Origin of the sequence: Bradyrhizobium sp. SUTN9-2 (assembly GCF_003122645.1) — a bacterium.
In the GTDB taxonomy this organism is placed as follows: domain Bacteria; phylum Pseudomonadota; class Alphaproteobacteria; order Rhizobiales; family Xanthobacteraceae; genus Bradyrhizobium; species Bradyrhizobium yuanmingense.
Genome location: NZ_LAXE01000001.1, coordinates 3723689 through 3737896, shown reverse-complemented (window position 1 = coordinate 3737896; position 14208 = coordinate 3723689). Strand labels below are relative to the sequence as shown.

At 64.3% G+C, this 14208-nt stretch carries 17 protein-coding genes and 1 tRNA gene; 6 read left to right on the top strand and 12 right to left on the bottom strand.

Annotation, left to right across the window (positions count from 1 at the left end):
- The first annotated feature begins 27 nt into the window (after positions 1-27).
- Entirely contained in the window at positions 28-318 is a 291-nt protein-coding gene (locus XF30_RS17365; RefSeq protein ID WP_192893177.1) for a histone, read from the top strand.
- Positions 319-439: 121 nt separating this feature from the next.
- On the opposite strand, the gene XF30_RS17360 is transcribed toward XF30_RS17365, so the two are convergent.
- Both XF30_RS17360 and XF30_RS17355 read right to left on the bottom strand, forming a co-directional pair.
- Positions 440-1312, bottom strand: coding sequence for a DMT family transporter (locus tag XF30_RS17360; RefSeq protein ID WP_109143383.1), 873 nt, complete (start codon positions 1310-1312; stop codon positions 440-442).
- A 99-nt stretch (positions 1313-1411) separates the two neighbouring features.
- Positions 1412-1858 carry a hypothetical protein gene (locus XF30_RS17355; RefSeq protein ID WP_036011182.1) on the bottom strand — a complete coding sequence of 149 codons (447 nt, stop codon included), beginning with the start codon at positions 1856-1858 and terminating at the stop codon, positions 1412-1414.
- A gap of 296 nt (positions 1859-2154) precedes the next feature.
- On the opposite strand from XF30_RS17355, the gene XF30_RS17350 reads away from it, so the two are divergent.
- On the top strand, positions 2155-2418 hold the full coding sequence (locus XF30_RS17350; protein WP_036031614.1) for a hypothetical protein: 264 nt from the start codon (positions 2155-2157) through the stop codon (positions 2416-2418).
- A gap of 24 nt (positions 2419-2442) precedes the next feature.
- Here the strand turns inward: XF30_RS17350 and XF30_RS17345 are convergent, their stop codons facing one another.
- A complete protein-coding gene (locus XF30_RS17345) occupies positions 2443-2904 on the bottom strand; it encodes a host attachment protein (RefSeq protein WP_036031617.1) in 462 nt (153 codons plus the stop codon).
- A 38-nt stretch (positions 2905-2942) separates the two neighbouring features.
- On the bottom strand, positions 2943-3353 hold the full coding sequence (locus XF30_RS17340) for a DUF3775 domain-containing protein (protein ID WP_036031620.1): 411 nt from the start codon (positions 3351-3353) through the stop codon (positions 2943-2945).
- A 247-nt stretch (positions 3354-3600) separates the two neighbouring features.
- Here XF30_RS17340 and XF30_RS17335 point away from each other — a divergent pair, with 247 nt between their 5' ends.
- Both XF30_RS17335 and XF30_RS17330 read left to right on the top strand, forming a co-directional pair.
- Complete coding sequence (locus XF30_RS17335; RefSeq protein WP_036031624.1) at positions 3601-3885, top strand: hypothetical protein; 285 nt, start codon at positions 3601-3603, stop codon at positions 3883-3885.
- Between the two features lie 325 nt (positions 3886-4210).
- The gene (locus XF30_RS17330; protein WP_036031627.1) at positions 4211-5173 is read left to right on the top strand and encodes an AraC family transcriptional regulator; all 963 of its coding nucleotides are present in this window, start codon (positions 4211-4213) and stop codon (positions 5171-5173) included.
- 73 nt (positions 5174-5246) lie between these two features.
- Here XF30_RS17330 and XF30_RS17325 read toward each other — a convergent pair.
- The 3 genes from XF30_RS17325 to XF30_RS17315 all read right to left on the bottom strand — a co-directional run bounded on the left by XF30_RS17325 (position 5247) and on the right by XF30_RS17315 (position 6725).
- A tRNA-Arg gene (locus XF30_RS17325) sits at positions 5247-5323 on the bottom strand.
- A gap of 149 nt (positions 5324-5472) precedes the next feature.
- Positions 5473-5991, bottom strand: coding sequence for a hypothetical protein (locus XF30_RS17320; RefSeq protein ID WP_036011164.1), 519 nt, complete (start codon positions 5989-5991; stop codon positions 5473-5475).
- A gap of 161 nt (positions 5992-6152) precedes the next feature.
- Complete coding sequence (locus XF30_RS17315) at positions 6153-6725, bottom strand: hypothetical protein (RefSeq protein WP_036011161.1); 573 nt, start codon at positions 6723-6725, stop codon at positions 6153-6155.
- 181 nt (positions 6726-6906) lie between these two features.
- Between XF30_RS17315 and XF30_RS17310 the strand changes: the two genes are divergently transcribed.
- Entirely contained in the window at positions 6907-7293 is a 387-nt protein-coding gene (locus tag XF30_RS17310) for a VOC family protein (protein ID WP_036011159.1), read from the top strand.
- A gap of 59 nt (positions 7294-7352) precedes the next feature.
- Here XF30_RS17310 and XF30_RS17305 read toward each other — a convergent pair whose 3' ends face one another.
- Positions 7353-7850, bottom strand: a complete 498-nt coding sequence (locus tag XF30_RS17305; protein ID WP_109143382.1) for a hypothetical protein — start codon at positions 7848-7850, stop codon at positions 7353-7355.
- A gap of 256 nt (positions 7851-8106) precedes the next feature.
- Between XF30_RS17305 and XF30_RS17300 the strand changes: the two genes are divergently transcribed.
- The gene (locus XF30_RS17300) at positions 8107-8460 is read left to right on the top strand and encodes a GrlR family regulatory protein (RefSeq protein ID WP_036011154.1); all 354 of its coding nucleotides are present in this window, start codon (positions 8107-8109) and stop codon (positions 8458-8460) included.
- Here the strand turns inward: XF30_RS17300 and XF30_RS17295 are convergent, their stop codons facing one another.
- The 4 genes from XF30_RS17295 to XF30_RS17280 all read right to left on the bottom strand — a co-directional run bounded on the left by XF30_RS17295 (position 8461) and on the right by XF30_RS17280 (position 14092).
- Entirely contained in the window at positions 8461-11148 is a 2688-nt protein-coding gene (locus XF30_RS17295; protein WP_036011152.1) for a PAS domain S-box protein, read from the bottom strand.
- Between the two features lie 187 nt (positions 11149-11335).
- On the bottom strand, positions 11336-12130 hold the full coding sequence (locus XF30_RS17290; protein WP_109143381.1) for an NUDIX hydrolase: 795 nt from the start codon (positions 12128-12130) through the stop codon (positions 11336-11338).
- Between the two features lie 4 nt (positions 12131-12134).
- Complete coding sequence (locus XF30_RS17285) at positions 12135-13088, bottom strand: dihydrodipicolinate synthase family protein (RefSeq protein WP_109143380.1); 954 nt, start codon at positions 13086-13088, stop codon at positions 12135-12137.
- A 125-nt stretch (positions 13089-13213) separates the two neighbouring features.
- On the bottom strand, positions 13214-14092 hold the full coding sequence (locus tag XF30_RS17280; protein WP_109143379.1) for an SDR family oxidoreductase: 879 nt from the start codon (positions 14090-14092) through the stop codon (positions 13214-13216).
- Positions 14093-14208 lie beyond the last annotated feature (116 nt).

Genomic DNA, 14208 nt, shown 5'->3' with positions numbered 1-14208 from the left:
CGCTCCATGCAAACCGTGGGGGACGATATGGACGACGAGAAGCCGATCACCGAACAGGCGATGGAGACGATCACCAGCGCCGTGGAAACGACCAAGGACGCGGCAGTCACCGCAGTCAAGCAGGTGAAGAAAGCCGCCAAGAAGGTCGCGAAGAAGGTAGCGCCGAAGAAGCCGGCCAAGAAGAAAGCCAAGAAGGCTGCGAAGAAGACGAAGAAGAAGGCCGCAAAGAAGTCGTCCAAGAAGGCCGCGAAAAAGTCTGCGAAAAAGGCGACCAAGAAAGCCGGCAAGTCAAAGAAGGCCAAGAAGGCCAAGCGCTGATCGCACCGGAAGACGTCTCCGGGTGCGGGCGCGCCCGGAGACGGCGCGCGCCTATCCTCGCCGCTTGGCTGCGCGCCGGCCAGGATGACGCTTGCTCTCAGGATTGCGGCTGTGCACGCCGTCAGGACCGCCGATTGACGACGAAGACCGCCGCGGCGCAGAGCGCCATGCCAGCAATGGCAATCGCATCCAACTTTTCTCCGAACAGCAGATAGGCCATCAGGGCCGTGACGGCCGGAACCAAATAGAACAGGCTCGCGACCGAGGTCGCCGCGGCGTGGCGGATCAGCCAGTACAACAGCCCGATCGATCCGATCGAGAGCGCGACCGCGAGCCAGGCGAGCGCAAGCACAAACTCCCGCGTCCAGTGCACCACGCGATCCTCGAACAGGAAGGCGCCGACCGCGAAGAAGATGGTGACCGCCACGTACTGCACGAGATTGCCGGCGCGCCAGTCGATGTGATTGCAATAGCGGCGCTGATAGAGCGTGCCGAGCGTGATGCTGACCAGCGAGACCACCGAGGCGAGCCAGCCGAGCCCGGCTTCGCCGGTCATCGGGCGGTTGTGCAGGATCAGCACCACCCCACCGAGGCCGAGCACGAGCCCGGCCCATTGTAGCGGCGTCACCTTCTCACCGAGCCAACGGTTGGCGATGGTCGAGGTCAGGATCGGCTGCAGGCCCGGAATCAGCGCGGAAAGGCCGGCCGGAATCGAATGCGCGATCGCGATCGCGGTGCCGCCGAGATAGAAGCCGTGGACGAGGATGCCAGCGACCGCGCTGTGCGCGATGCCGGCGCTATCAGGCCATTTCGGCCGGGCGATTCCTGCGATGATTGCCATCAGCCCGACCACGATCGCCATGCGGATGGCGAGATAGGTCAAGGGATCGGCATTGTTGACGACGTATTTGGTGCCGATGAATCCGGTGCTCCAGAGCAGCACGAACAGGATCGGCGCGGCGCGGGCGGCCAGGGCTTCTTGATTATGATTCATTGCCGCCCTCATTGCCCGACCCTCGGCCATGCGGCAATGCGAATTTCGTGGTGACGATATGCTGCGCTGCGACGGAGGATCGCGGTCCGTCTCAGCCGCTCACCATTCGTCCGGGCAGGGATTGACGATCTTCCAGAGCTCGACCCCGTTCTTGATCTTCTTCATGTCCGTGGTGAGCCCGCCATTGCGGCGAATCCAGTCCTTCACCGTGTCGGGGTAGTAGGACATGAGATCGGAGGTACCCTCAGCGCTGGTGACCTTGATGCCGAAGGTGAACGCCTTGTCGTAATAGGCCTGGTGGAAGCCGAGGCTCGCGCGCGGCGTCACGCAGATCTTGTTCATCGGCACGATGCCGAGCACGAGCGTGCAGGCCGAATTGCAGATGCCGTCGATGATGACCCGCTCGCCCTTTTCGCGCACCCGCTTGTACTTGGCCTTGTACTCCTCGACATAGCCGCCGTGGTCGCGCGTGATGTGCAGCTCGGCGCGCGCGGGCGTGGCGGCGGCGAGGCAGAGCAACAGCAGACTCGGAAGCGTGATGCGCATGGCGAGATGACGGCGAAGGCCTTCAGGAATGTACCGGACTCGAGGGGCCGGCAAATGCCCCCCGGGCCGGCGGAAGAATCTGAACCGAATAGTCTTTGGTCATACTTGTGTGGGGAATTCGTTAAGCATCCCGAAAAGGCCAAAAATGGGCAGCTTTGGCCGCATGTCCGGCAATTCTGTCACACCCACCCGGAATCTGCGGGATTGGCCTTGATTTCTGGCCTCCGGAGCGATGCTTGGCCGCTCGAAATTGCTATAACAAGCTGACCCATTCGAGCGGGTTCCGGAGAATCGAGATGAGCAAGTTGACGCGTGTCGCCGCGGTTGCGGCCCTGACGGCTGCGGTCCTGGCCCCCGCCCTCGCGGAGGCGAACGGCCGCCACCGGTACCACCGCTCCTACGCCAACCCGCTGCCCTACCCGATCAGCTACCTGCACAATTACGGCCCGGGTATCAGCCCCGGCACCTTCGCCTACTATGACGGCCCGGCGACCAACCACTGCTACCGCAGCGCGGCCGCTTATATTGGTCAGGACGGCCGGCGGCACCCCTGCTACTGAGGCGCCGCGGCCGCTGCGACTCATCTATTTGGCGGCGCCCGACCGCAGCAATTGCTTCTCGATCTCGTAGATCGGCAGCTTGACGAGGTCCTTGCCGACCTCCCCCTGAAGCGCCTTGCGCAGCCCGTCCGAATAGTCGGCGCGGATCATGCCGAGCGCACGTGGCGAGGCCACCATGGTCAGGGCCGTCGTCTCACCGGAGCTGACGGCGGCATCGAGCCGGCCGGCCAGGCTCCGCAGAAAGGCGCGCTCGGCCTCGTCGTGCCAATCGGTCTGCTCGACCGAGCTGCGTGCGCTGCCGGCTGCGCCATGTAACCGGCCCGGCGCGTCGGCCCCCTGAGCGGCGGTCGCGGGATTGGGCTGCTCGTGCACCTCCCTGGTGTGGAGGTTCGGAAACATCTCGTCGCCGAGGTTTTCCAGAATGAGCGCCTTGCGCCCGTCGCACACGACCAGCCAGTCACCCTTGTCCATTCTCATCTTGTCCATCGCAACTTCTCCTTCACTTGCAGACGCCGCATCCGGCATCAGAGCTGTTCTTCGAATTCCTCGAAGGACTTGCCGAATTGCGTCATCGCCTCCTCCAGATAGTCGGCGAGCATTGGCGTACCGATCAGGTATGAGGCGGTACGCTGGTTGTGCGCCTGGGCGGCCTGGGCGCGCAGTTGACGCCAATCGGAGAGATCACCGTCGCCGCGGCCAAGCCAGGTCAGCGCCACGAGATCGATCTGCTCGTCAACATTGAGAGCGCGGATGAAGCCCGCGAGCTCGGCACGGTCGGTGCTTTCGCCGCGCCCACCGCGGCCGTAGCTCATGTCGTCGTCGCCGAAGTCCAGGATGACGCCACCCCCTCCCGCTTCGCTGTCGGACCGGCGCGATTTCGAGATGACGAAGAACACCTTCTCCGGCGAGATCGACAGATCTGGAATGACTCGCATTCAGCTCACCTTGCCCGGCAGCAGGCACCACGCCGCTGCCATGACGGCGACAGTAAGAGCCAAGGCAAACTTGCGAATTGCGCAGGATCAAGCTCAAGTCACGACACGGCCTGCCCGGCCTACGGCCCGCTGCCGAGCCGTGACGTAAGGGTCAGCTCGCCTGTTCATCTGTATTACATTTCGGTTCGGCCACAATTTGATCAGAACAACCTCGATATCCTGCATCGCGTAAGCGAAGGAAGACATCATGAACCTCACGACTGGCCGATTGGCCGCGTTCCTGTTCGGCGCCCTCGTTGCATCGTCGACGGCATCCGCCATGCCCATCGCGCCTGCACCTGCGACACCGCAGGTCTCCGGCGTCGAGCAGGTCCGCATGGTCTGCGACGCCTGGGGACGGTGCTGGTGGCGGCCGAACTATTATGGCTACTACTACAGGCCGCGGCCATATTATTACGGCCCGCGGTACTATGGGCCGCCGCGCTATTACGGGCCGCGCCATTATGGGTACTACGGCTATCGCCGCTGGTGACGTTTGAAGGGGCCTTCGGGCCCCTTCGCTTTTGCGAGATCATGTCTTGCGCAGTGGATCACTGGCCCCAAGCCGTTCATGTTTGATCTAGATCAAAGATGAGATCAGCCGAAAAGGTCACTTATGACGATTTAACCGATCGTGTTTCGGTGCTGTCAACATGAAGGTGCAGAGCGTTGAGGAACGGCGATGAGCCAACGTACCTCATGGCATGATGTCCGCAATACTACGGCCCTGAAATTCGGTTTACTGAAACTCGATGCTTCGCCATTGATGATGCAGCGATGTTCCTTTGATTGTCTCATTTCAGCGGCCGGCCAGAATCATGTTGTTCGACGACCTCGCTCCCTCCTCTGCCCTTCAACTAATCGGCTTCTCCGATGTCGATGCGTTTCGGCCGATTGAGACGATGGAGGATGCGAGGAGCATTCCGCTCGACATCCCGAACTTCGCGGCGGCCCGAGCCATCGTCTCCCTGCCGGCGTGCCGCATCATCGTGATGAGATCGTTCGCGCGGATCCTAGACACCGCCTATCGCATGCCGGGCGGGATGGTGATCCTGTCGATGAGCGACGATCTTCAGGTCAACTTCAAAGGTGTGGATCTCGACGCCCGCTTCTTCGCTGCCCTCCACGGCAACGATGAGTGCCATTTCGTCGAGCCCCGGACCAATCATCACGCCATGATCATCTTCTCCCCCGAGCTGAGAGACCGGGGCTGGTTCGACCGCGCCGACCATTTGCGCGCCCATGTCGCGAACCGGCCCGCCCTGCTCCACACCCGACAGCTCCTGCTCGACATCCTGCGCACCGCGTCAGTGCAGCCAGACCTGTTCGAGACGACCGAGGTTGCGGCCCATCTGCAGGAAGGCCTGCTGCTCGCGCTCGACGATTTGTTTCGAATCGATTCGACGTCGGATCGGAGCACCTCGGTCCACAGCGAGCGGGCGATCAAGCTCGTGCAGCGCATCGACGACTACGTCGCTACCTATCCGACCGCGCCGATCTATACAGCCGATCTCGCCCGCGAGTTCGACGTCTCGATCCGTACGCTCGGCGGCGCCGTCAGCAAGGTGCGGGGCATGAGCCTGCACCAGTACATTCGCCTGAAGAGGCTGTGGGCGACCCGCGCCCGCCTCCTCAAGGGTGGCGTCACCGTGGCCACCTGCGCACGTGCCCAAGGCTTCCATCATCTCGGCGAATTTGCCGCAGCCTACCGCGCGATCTTCCACGAGGCGCCCTCCGACACGCTGGCACGCGGCCGGCAAAGCGGTGTCCCGGCAGGCTGATGGACGCCGCAGGCCCTCGCGGCGGTGACCCGGCATCCTCGCCGCTTTAGAACATATATGGAACAAAGAGGACTGGCGCGCTCGGAAGGATTCGAACCTCCGACCCTCGGAATCGAAATCCGATGCTCTATCCAGCTGAGCTACGAGCGCCCTGGCCCGAGTAGCGGGCCACCGAGATCCGCCGGCCGGCACTGGCGAGGAGCCAGTACACCCGACGGCGGTCGGATTGGTTCGAATTAGCAGAGAGGCCGGCCAATAAAAAGCCCTTCCCACCTCGATCGAGGCAGCCGAAGGCGCTGTTACCAGGTCGTGTTGAAGAGGCCGAAATGCGGCTGCTGAGCGACCAGCATCATGGGGCGGCCCGGCTGATGCGCCGGTTGCGTCCTGACGATCTTACGCTTGGGCTGAGCCTGGACAGGAGACGCTTGGGCCTGGAACGTCTGGGGCTGGCCCGCGTCGGACTTCCTCGCTGCGGCGGTCCCGGCCCTCGGCTCTGGCGTGAACTGGGCGAAGGTCTCGCGCACCCGCGTCTTGGCAGACATCTCGGCCAAAGCCGGCGACAGGCTCTCCTGTACCGGTGGCTGGGGAGCCGCAACTGCGGCAGTCTGAACCGCGGGTGCGACAATCGTCGGCTGGCTGGTGTCGAGGACGACGCGCTCAGGCAGATGGCGGTCGGACCGGATTCGGATCAGCGGCTGGTCGTTGCTTGCGGTCGCGACGGCCTGCGCTACGGGCGCCGCCGGGAAAACGAAATCCGCCGCGAACAGCAGTGTGAGCAAAGCTCCACCGACAAAGATGAAATACCTAAAGATGGGCATTGGCCGCGCTCCGCCCCCCGCATCCCCGCGTGGGCTCTGCTCGCCTCAACAGGCGATCTTCCAATTGGTTCCTGGCCCAGCCGTTCGGTTCAAATGGTGATGCATAGTTTTCGGCCAAGGACTGCAGAAGGTAACTTTTCAGCTACCGGGACAAGTCGCCTTCAAGCACGGCGTGCTGCAACCGGGGAACATTTTGCCTGATCGGCATTCACGTTAACGAAGCCGATCGGGATACGCACAAAGGTCTTGCGGCTCTTCATGCTGACCGGATCCGCCAGCACGCGGCTGCGGTCGGTCAGATGACTTCCATCGCGCCGCGTGAAGGCGCAGACGATCTCGACATCCTTTACGGCATAGTCGTTGTCGTTTCGCAGCGTGAACGTCACCAGGGCTTTGGAGCCGAGGCCGCCGCGACGCCAGGTCTGTGATGAAATCCTGAGACGACCAAGTTCTGCTGTCGCCGGCACCTGAGCTTCGGACACTGGCGAGGCTACTTTGGACGCATCGCCGGAGGGAGGCGCTTCAACAGCCGCCAGCTCAGGCCTCACCGGCTCAGCACTGTTGCCCTTGGAGAGAGGTAGCAGCATCCAAATGCCGCAACCGACGATGATTGCCGCCAGCAGCCATAGAAGGCTTCGGCCAAATGAGACGCTCGCAATCGTCACCGCCCGCGCCAGTCGTTCGCCGGTGCCGGCCAAGCGCCCCAATCCGAGTCGGTCGAGCCTCGCATTCATGGTTGCACACCGATCGCGACCGCAGCACCATCGAAGATGGATTTAGTCACAGCTTACCTTAATTCGGGCGACGAACTAAGGTTCCTCCAACGTCATGCGAGTCGGCAACGGCGGTGGTGGCCACCGGCGATACTGCTAGCATGCGCCATAGCATCGAAAAGACCCGTTGGGAGAGTATGAAATGCCGTTCGCCGTCGCTTGGGATCACGTCCATCTGCGCAGCCCCGATCCGGAGGCCACCGCGGCCTGGCTGCAGGACATCCTTGGTGGCGAGATCGTGCGCGCGCCGGGACGAATCGACGTGAACCTCGGCGGAGCCAGGATCTTCATCGCGCCACTCGAGGGCGACAGCGCCGTCAGCCCGCCACCTCCGCACCCGCATCAGGGCCTCGACCATTTCGGCTTGACGGTGAAGGACATCGACGCGGTCGCCGCCGAGATCAAGGCCAAGGGTGTCACGTTCACGCGCGAGCCGACGACCATTCGTCCCGGCGTACGCATCTGCTTCATCCGCGGGCCTGAAGGCATCTCGATCGAGCTGCTCGAGCGCGACAAGAAATATACCTGACGCGACGGAGCGCCCCGCCGTCCAGGCATCCGAGCCGGCGACAACGTCACGCCAGAAGGCTAAGTCATGCTACCGGGCATAAAGCAGCGGATGGTAACACCCATGTAGCCGTAGATCGGCCAGACCATGGTGCGTCCCACCCGGTTCGGCTCCGAGATCACGGCCTCCGCGGGCACGTCGACCCAGACGAGCTCCTGCTGCTGGCCATCGAGCGCATAGCCATAGCGCGGGACGCGGACGCGATAATGCCCGTCCTTGCTGTCCCAGTCGGAGTCCGAGAGCGCCGAACCGTCGGCATCGGAACAGCAAGGCCCCTTGCCGCTGCGCAGACTGTCGAACCAAGCCTTCAATTCGGGATTGGTGTTGGCGAACTGCCCGCGGTCGCGCGCGTGCCCCGAGGGGGCTGCGAGCGCGATCAAAGCCAACGCGGGCGCCAGCCTCGTCAGGTTTGCCCGGCGTATCGCATCGCCAATCCGCCGTTGTTCGCTTTTGCAATTCGTGGGACGCGCACTGTACAGACGCGGCTCATTGCCGCCGGAATCGATCCAGTTGGTCACGTTCGTCTTGCTCCAGCACCCCGCGGCCAGTGCAACAATGGTTATGCATTTCGCGGGCCAACTCTGATTCGCAACGTCGGGCCTCGCCTCACCATCAGAGCGTCATGACGGTGTCATGGACAAGCCGGAACAACTACGGCTCGCAGGCCGCCGAGACCGGCCCGGCAAACTGCCTCGTTGCGCGCAGGGATGGGCTTTGGCATAAAAGCGGGACCGGTTGCGCCATTGGGCGATGGCGGCCGGCCTACGGGACGTTATGAAAAACGGCCTCTACTCAATTCACGTCACCCTGCTCGATGGTCGAGTCGGCAAGGGCAGCGGCGTGATTCTCTTCCGCGACGGCAAGATTCTCGGCGGCGATGCCTACCTGTATTACACCGGCAGCTACACGGTGAAGGACAACAACAGCTTCAAGGGCGAGGTGTTGGTGCAACGGCACACCTCGCCTCGAGGCGATGACAATCCGCTGTTCGGCGGCCCTGCCCCGGTCGGCATCGGCGTCACCGGCACGTTCACGGACACGCGCGGACAGATGACCGGCACCGCGCTGGTCGGCAAGGCCAGCCAGATCTTCGGCGCGACGCTGCACAAGCTTGCAGACGTCGATTAGCTATTCCGCGGCCTGTTCGAGCGGCGCCACACGCGGCAGGATCATCTGGATGCGCGTACCGCCACCCGGTTCGGAATCGAGATCGAGCCGGCCACCGAGCCGGTTGGTGACGATGCTGTAGACGATGTGCAGCCCGAGGCCGGTGCCGCCTTGGTCGCGCCGCGTGGTGAAAAACGGATCGAAGGCGCGGCGACGGACGTCGAGCGACATCCCGCAGCCATTGTCGGAGAAGATGATCTCGACGTTGTCCTTGCCGGACTCGCGCACCTGGATCTCGATCGTCCCGGGCCGGCCGTCCGGGAAGGCGTGCGCCACCGAGTTCAGAAACAGATTGGTCAGCACCTGGCCGTACGGGCCGGGATAGCTGTTCATGGTCAGGTCCGGCTGACACTCGACGTTGAGCGTCAGATTGTGCTTACGCAGGCCCGGCCGCAGGCTCATCACCACCTGCTCGGTGAGGTCGCCGAGATCGAAAGTACGCTGATCCGAATAGTTGCGGTCGGCGGCGACCTGCTTGAACGACTGGATCAGCTCGGCAGCGCGGTTGAGGTTGGAGACGAGCTGCGAGGACGCATCGCGGCTGGTACTGAGGAAATCGTTGAGCGTGGAGCGGCGCAGCTCGCCGCGCTCGACTTCGGCGGTGAACATGGCGGTCTTGCGCTCCAGCGCGGAGGCGACGGTGAGACTGATGCCGACGGGATTGTTGACCTCGTGGGCGACGCCGGCGACGAGGCGCCCGAGCGCGGCCAGCTTCTCGGCCTCGATCAGGGAGGCCTGGGTCTCGCGGAGATTGCGCAGCGCGGTTTCGGCGGCTTCCTTGGCCTTGCGCATCTCCTGCTCGCCCCGCTTGCGCTCGCCGATATCGAGCGCAACGGTCACGATCCGCTCGATCTCGCCCTCGGCGTCGAGCAGCGGCAACTTGTTGACCAGCCATTGCCGCATATTGCCGGAGGCGTCCTGATACTCCTCCTCGTAGAAACCGAGACCTTTTCGAAGCTTGAGCACCCGCTTGTCGCTCTCGTCCGACTTGGATGCGCCGTAGCGCGACATCAGGTCGGCCGTGGTGCGGCCGAGCGCCTCGCCGGGCTCGATGCCGAAGATGCCGGCCATGTAGCGGTTCATCAGCACGTAGCGCAGATTGCGATCCTTGACGTTGATCACCGCCGGCACGGTGTCGATGACCTGCTGGAGCAGGCGCCGGCCTTCGGCGATGGCTTCCTCCGCCCGCTTCTGGTCGGTGATGTCGCGCAGCGTGCCCTCGTAGCGGATGATGTTGCCCGCTTCGTCCCGCACGCCCGTGGCGCTGTCGGAGAGCCAGAGGATGTCGCCGCTGCGCTGGCGCACCTGATACTCGAACTCGCGCACCATGCCGTCGCGCGCCATCAACCGCTGGTATTCGGCGCGCGCCTCGGGGTGGACGTAGATCGTGTGGGCGATATCGCTGATGCTGTCGATCAGCTGCTGCGGGCTGTCGTAGCCCATCATGCGCGCCAGCGCGGGATTGGCGTTGAGGAGGTCACCGGCCGGCGTCGTCACGTAGATGCCGTCGATGGAGCCTTCGAACAGTTTTCGATAGCTCTCCTCGGCGAGCCGCTGCTCGGTGAGCGCGCGCACCGCCGCCTCGCGCGCGGTGTCGGCCTCCTCCAGCGCGCGGCGAAACACTTCGGCCGCCCGCGCAATGTCGCCGATCTCGTTGCCGAGGTCGGCGGACGGAATTGAGACATCTTTCCGGCCGGCGGCAAGCGCGCGAATGGATCGCGCGATCTGGGCGAGCGGACGCACCGTCCTGCGCACCACGAACCAAGCAGCGCCAATGCCGATCAGCACGCCGACCGTGCCGAGCACGATGCTCTGCCATCGCGCCTCGGTCAGTGTCCGGGCGAAGTCGCGCGACAGCACGTGACCGCGTCGGGAGCTGACCTCGCGCAGCAATTCGGTGACGCGGCCGATCAGCCGTCCTTCCGTTCCCAGCACCTCGCGATCGATGTCGGCGATCTGCCGCTCGCGGACGGCGACGGCCATGATCGCCTCGGCATAGTCGTTCACCGCCGACTTCAGCTTGGCATCGGCAATATCGAGCCCCCGCATTCCCTGTGCAGCCTGCTCGGCTGCGGACGGGTTGCGCGCGAGCAGCCCGATCGCGATCCGGCCCTGTGCCTCGGACAGGCGGGACGCCAGCTCGCGGTCCGCGGTGCCTTCAACCGCTGCGTCGAATTGTTCGCGCAGCGGCGGCAGTCCGGCGAGCAGCTGGGCGCGGCGGTCGATCAGCGTGGAGATCCGCTCGAGGCCGGAGCGATAGGTTGCGAGCCGCTCGGTGACCCCGTCGAGCATGTCCTGCTGCTCGGGCGCGAGCTCGATGCGGGTCTTCTTCAGGATGTCGCTGAGCGTCGAGGCCGCCTCACCGACCTGCTGGAACTGGATGCCGGCACCGGGATCTGTGACGAAGTCGCGCGCGGCAAGACGCAGTTCGTTCATGCGGCGATCGATGTCCTCGGCGAGGTCACCGACGCTCTGCAGCCGCTGCAGCTCGGCGAAGGTCGAATCGATGTGCCGGATCGCAATCACGCTCGCAGTCGAGGTGACAATGATCACCGCCAGCACCAACAGGAAGCTACCGAAGGTGAGCTGGCCGATGGAGAGCGAGAAAGTTCGCCTTTTCTCAGGGGACGGCTTCAATTCGGCGGACATTGGTGGTTTGAGGACCGGACTGCTGGAGGTCCAATATACGACGTATTCCTGCCCGGGGGGAACATGCCTCGGGACGCGGAATATCGTTAATATCAGGACTTGCCGCCCGCTTCAGCTTTACGACAGTTTGACGCTGGCTGCCCCGCGCGCCGGGATTCATCGATACCTCGCCGCCTGTCGAAGTGTGCTAGCCGACGCGGCCGACCTCGAACACCTCGCCGTCATAGCCGGCCTCGCGGGGGATGCGGAGCTGACGGCCGGTTTCGGTTTTGGTCATCACCGGCATCACCGTAACGATCGAGAGGCCGCGGGCGTGCTCCAGCGCCGCGCTCACGCTTCCCTGCTTGGCGAGCCGGATCAGATTGCGCGTGGTCGGGAACGGCAGCTTGAAGCGGCCGCTTTCGCCGCCCTCCACCGCCTCGCGCGCTGACAGCCAGATCGAATCGGTGGACTCCCGCCCGTCGTGGGCGCCGAGCTGGTCGGGCGGCGCGGCCGCGAGGAAGAACCAGGTATCGAAGCGCTTCGGCATGCCCTCCGGCGTGATCCAGTGTGCGTAAGGCACCAGCGTGTCGAGCGCGAGCTGGAGGCCATTGTCGTCGAGGATCTTCAGGAAGCTGATCTTGTGCTCGTTGAGGGCAACGCGGTGCGCGTCAGCGATCTCGCCGGCGCGGTTGGCATCGACCGCCAGGCCAGTCTGCCTCGATCGCGCCAGCAGGATGCCGCTCTCCTCGAAGGTCTCGCGGATCGCGGCGATCCGGAAGCCGCGGTCCGCTTCGCTGAGGCTTTCGCCGCCCGAATAGAGGTCGGCGCGGGCGACGATCTCGTTGTCGCCGGCATCGACGCTGCCACCGGGAAACACCAGCGCGCCCGAGTTGAACTCGATCTGATGATGGCGGACCATCATGAAGACTTCGATTTCCTTAGCGCCGTCGCGCAGCAGGAGGATCGTCGAGGCCGGGCGTGATGCTGATGTCTCGGCCATGCAACTAGCCTGCGGCGCTGGATTGCGGGCCGAGATTGGCGCGCTTGTCGAAACGGGCGACCCGCGACAAGAGATAGTCGACCTCGGCCTTCGCCGTCGCCGTCATCGTCGCACCGGGCTTGCGCTGCGCGCTGGAAGCGATGATACCACGCTTCTGCAGCACGTATTTGCGCACGGTGAGGCCGACGCCGGGCTGTTGCTCGTAGCGGATCAGCGGCAGATGCGCGTCGAAGATGTCATGTGCCGCGTCGCGCCTGCCGGCCTTGGAGAGGTTCACGACGTCGATCAGGAGCTCCGGGAAGGCATAGCCGGTCATGGCGCCGTCGGCGCCGCGCTCCATCTCGAAGTCCAGGAAGGTGCCGCCATTGCCGCAGAGGATCGAGAGCGGACGGAGCGAGCCGTCCTTCTGGAAGCCGCGTAGTGTCGAGATCTTCTCCAGGCCCGGCCAGTCCTCGTGCTTGAGCATCACGCAGTTCGGATTGTCCATGACGATCTTGCGGATCACGGCGGGGGTGAACACCACCTGCAAGGTCAGCGGATAGTCCTGCAGCACCCAGGGCACATCAGGGCCGATGGCTTCCGCCGCCTGCTTGAAATAGCCGATGATCTGGTCGTCGGTGCGAAGCGAGGGCGGCGGCGCGATCATGACGCCGGCCGCGCCCGCATCCATCGAAGCCTTGGCCAGCGAACGCATGGTGGCAAAGCCCGGCGCGGAGACGCCGACGATCACCTGCATCTTCTTGGCGCGCTTGACGTAGCGCACCGCGACCTGCTCGGCCTCGACGGCATCGAGTTTGGGGGCCTCGCCGAGGATGCCCAGCACCGTGACGCCGTCGCAGCCGACCTCCTCGTAGAAATCGGTCAGGCGGTCGATCGAGCGCTCGTCGATCCGGCCGTCGTCGTGGAACGGCGTCGGCGCGATTGCGAAGGTGCCCTTGGCGTCGGCGGTGAGTTTCATCGGTCCTCGTCTTTCTCTAATCTGTCATTCCGGGGCGCGACGCAGTCGCGAGCCCGGAATCCATAACCACGATCCGGAGTATGGATCCCGGGCTCACGCTTCGCGTGCCCCGGGATGACGGCCTTCTAAAACCGCCGCGCCCCCATCTTGATCTGCTCCTCGGAGAAGAAGATCTCCTTGGCGTGATCGACGATGTCCTGGGCCTTCCAGCCCGAGTGCGGCGGCTTCCAGCCTTCCATTTCCATCATCCGCATCTCGCGCACGCCGCGGGGCCCGGACACGCCCAGCACCTTGCCGGTCTGGTCGCCCGACAAATCGCTGACCATGTATAGCACGGCCGGCGCGATGCCGTCCGGCCCGAGCGCGGCGCCGGGGTTCTCCTTATAGCGGGGCAGGTCTGCGGTCATGCGGGTCAGGGCGCCCGGGGCCAGCGTCCAGATCCGGATGTTGTACTTGCGGCCCTCGATCGCGAGCACGTTGGACAGGCCCCAGATGCCGCCTTTGGCCGCGCCGTAATTGGTCTGGCCGAAATTGCCGATCAGCCCTGACGTCGAGGAGGTGTTGACGATGACGCCGCCGCCGTTTTCCCGCATCCAGCGAAACACCGGCAAGGTGCAACAAAACGTGCCCTTCAGATGGACCTTGATGACCTTGTCCCAGTCGGCCTCCCTGGCCTTGTGAAAGGTCTGGTCGCGCAAAATGCCGGCATTGTTGACCAGGATGTCGGCGCGGCCGAAATGCTTGATGGCGTCGTCGAACACCGACTGGCCGCCTTCCATGGTGGAGATGTCGGCACCGTTCGCGACCGCCTTGCCGCCCTGGGCCCTGATCGCGTCCACGACCTGCTGCGCCATGGACTTGTCGGCGCCGGAGCCGTCGCGGGGACCGCCGAGATCGTTGACCACGACCGAGGCCCCTTCCCGCGCGAACAGCTTTGCGTAGGCCTCACCGAGCCCACCGCCCGCGCCGGTGATCAGCGCGACCTTGCCGTCGAGTAGTCCCATGGTGGCGTCTCCCTGTTTGTTTTTCTTCCACCTCTCCCCGCTTGCGGGGAGAGGTCGATCGCGTAGCGATCGGGTGAGGGGGTACAGGTCTCAATACCGTCCCCACTCGTGGTGAG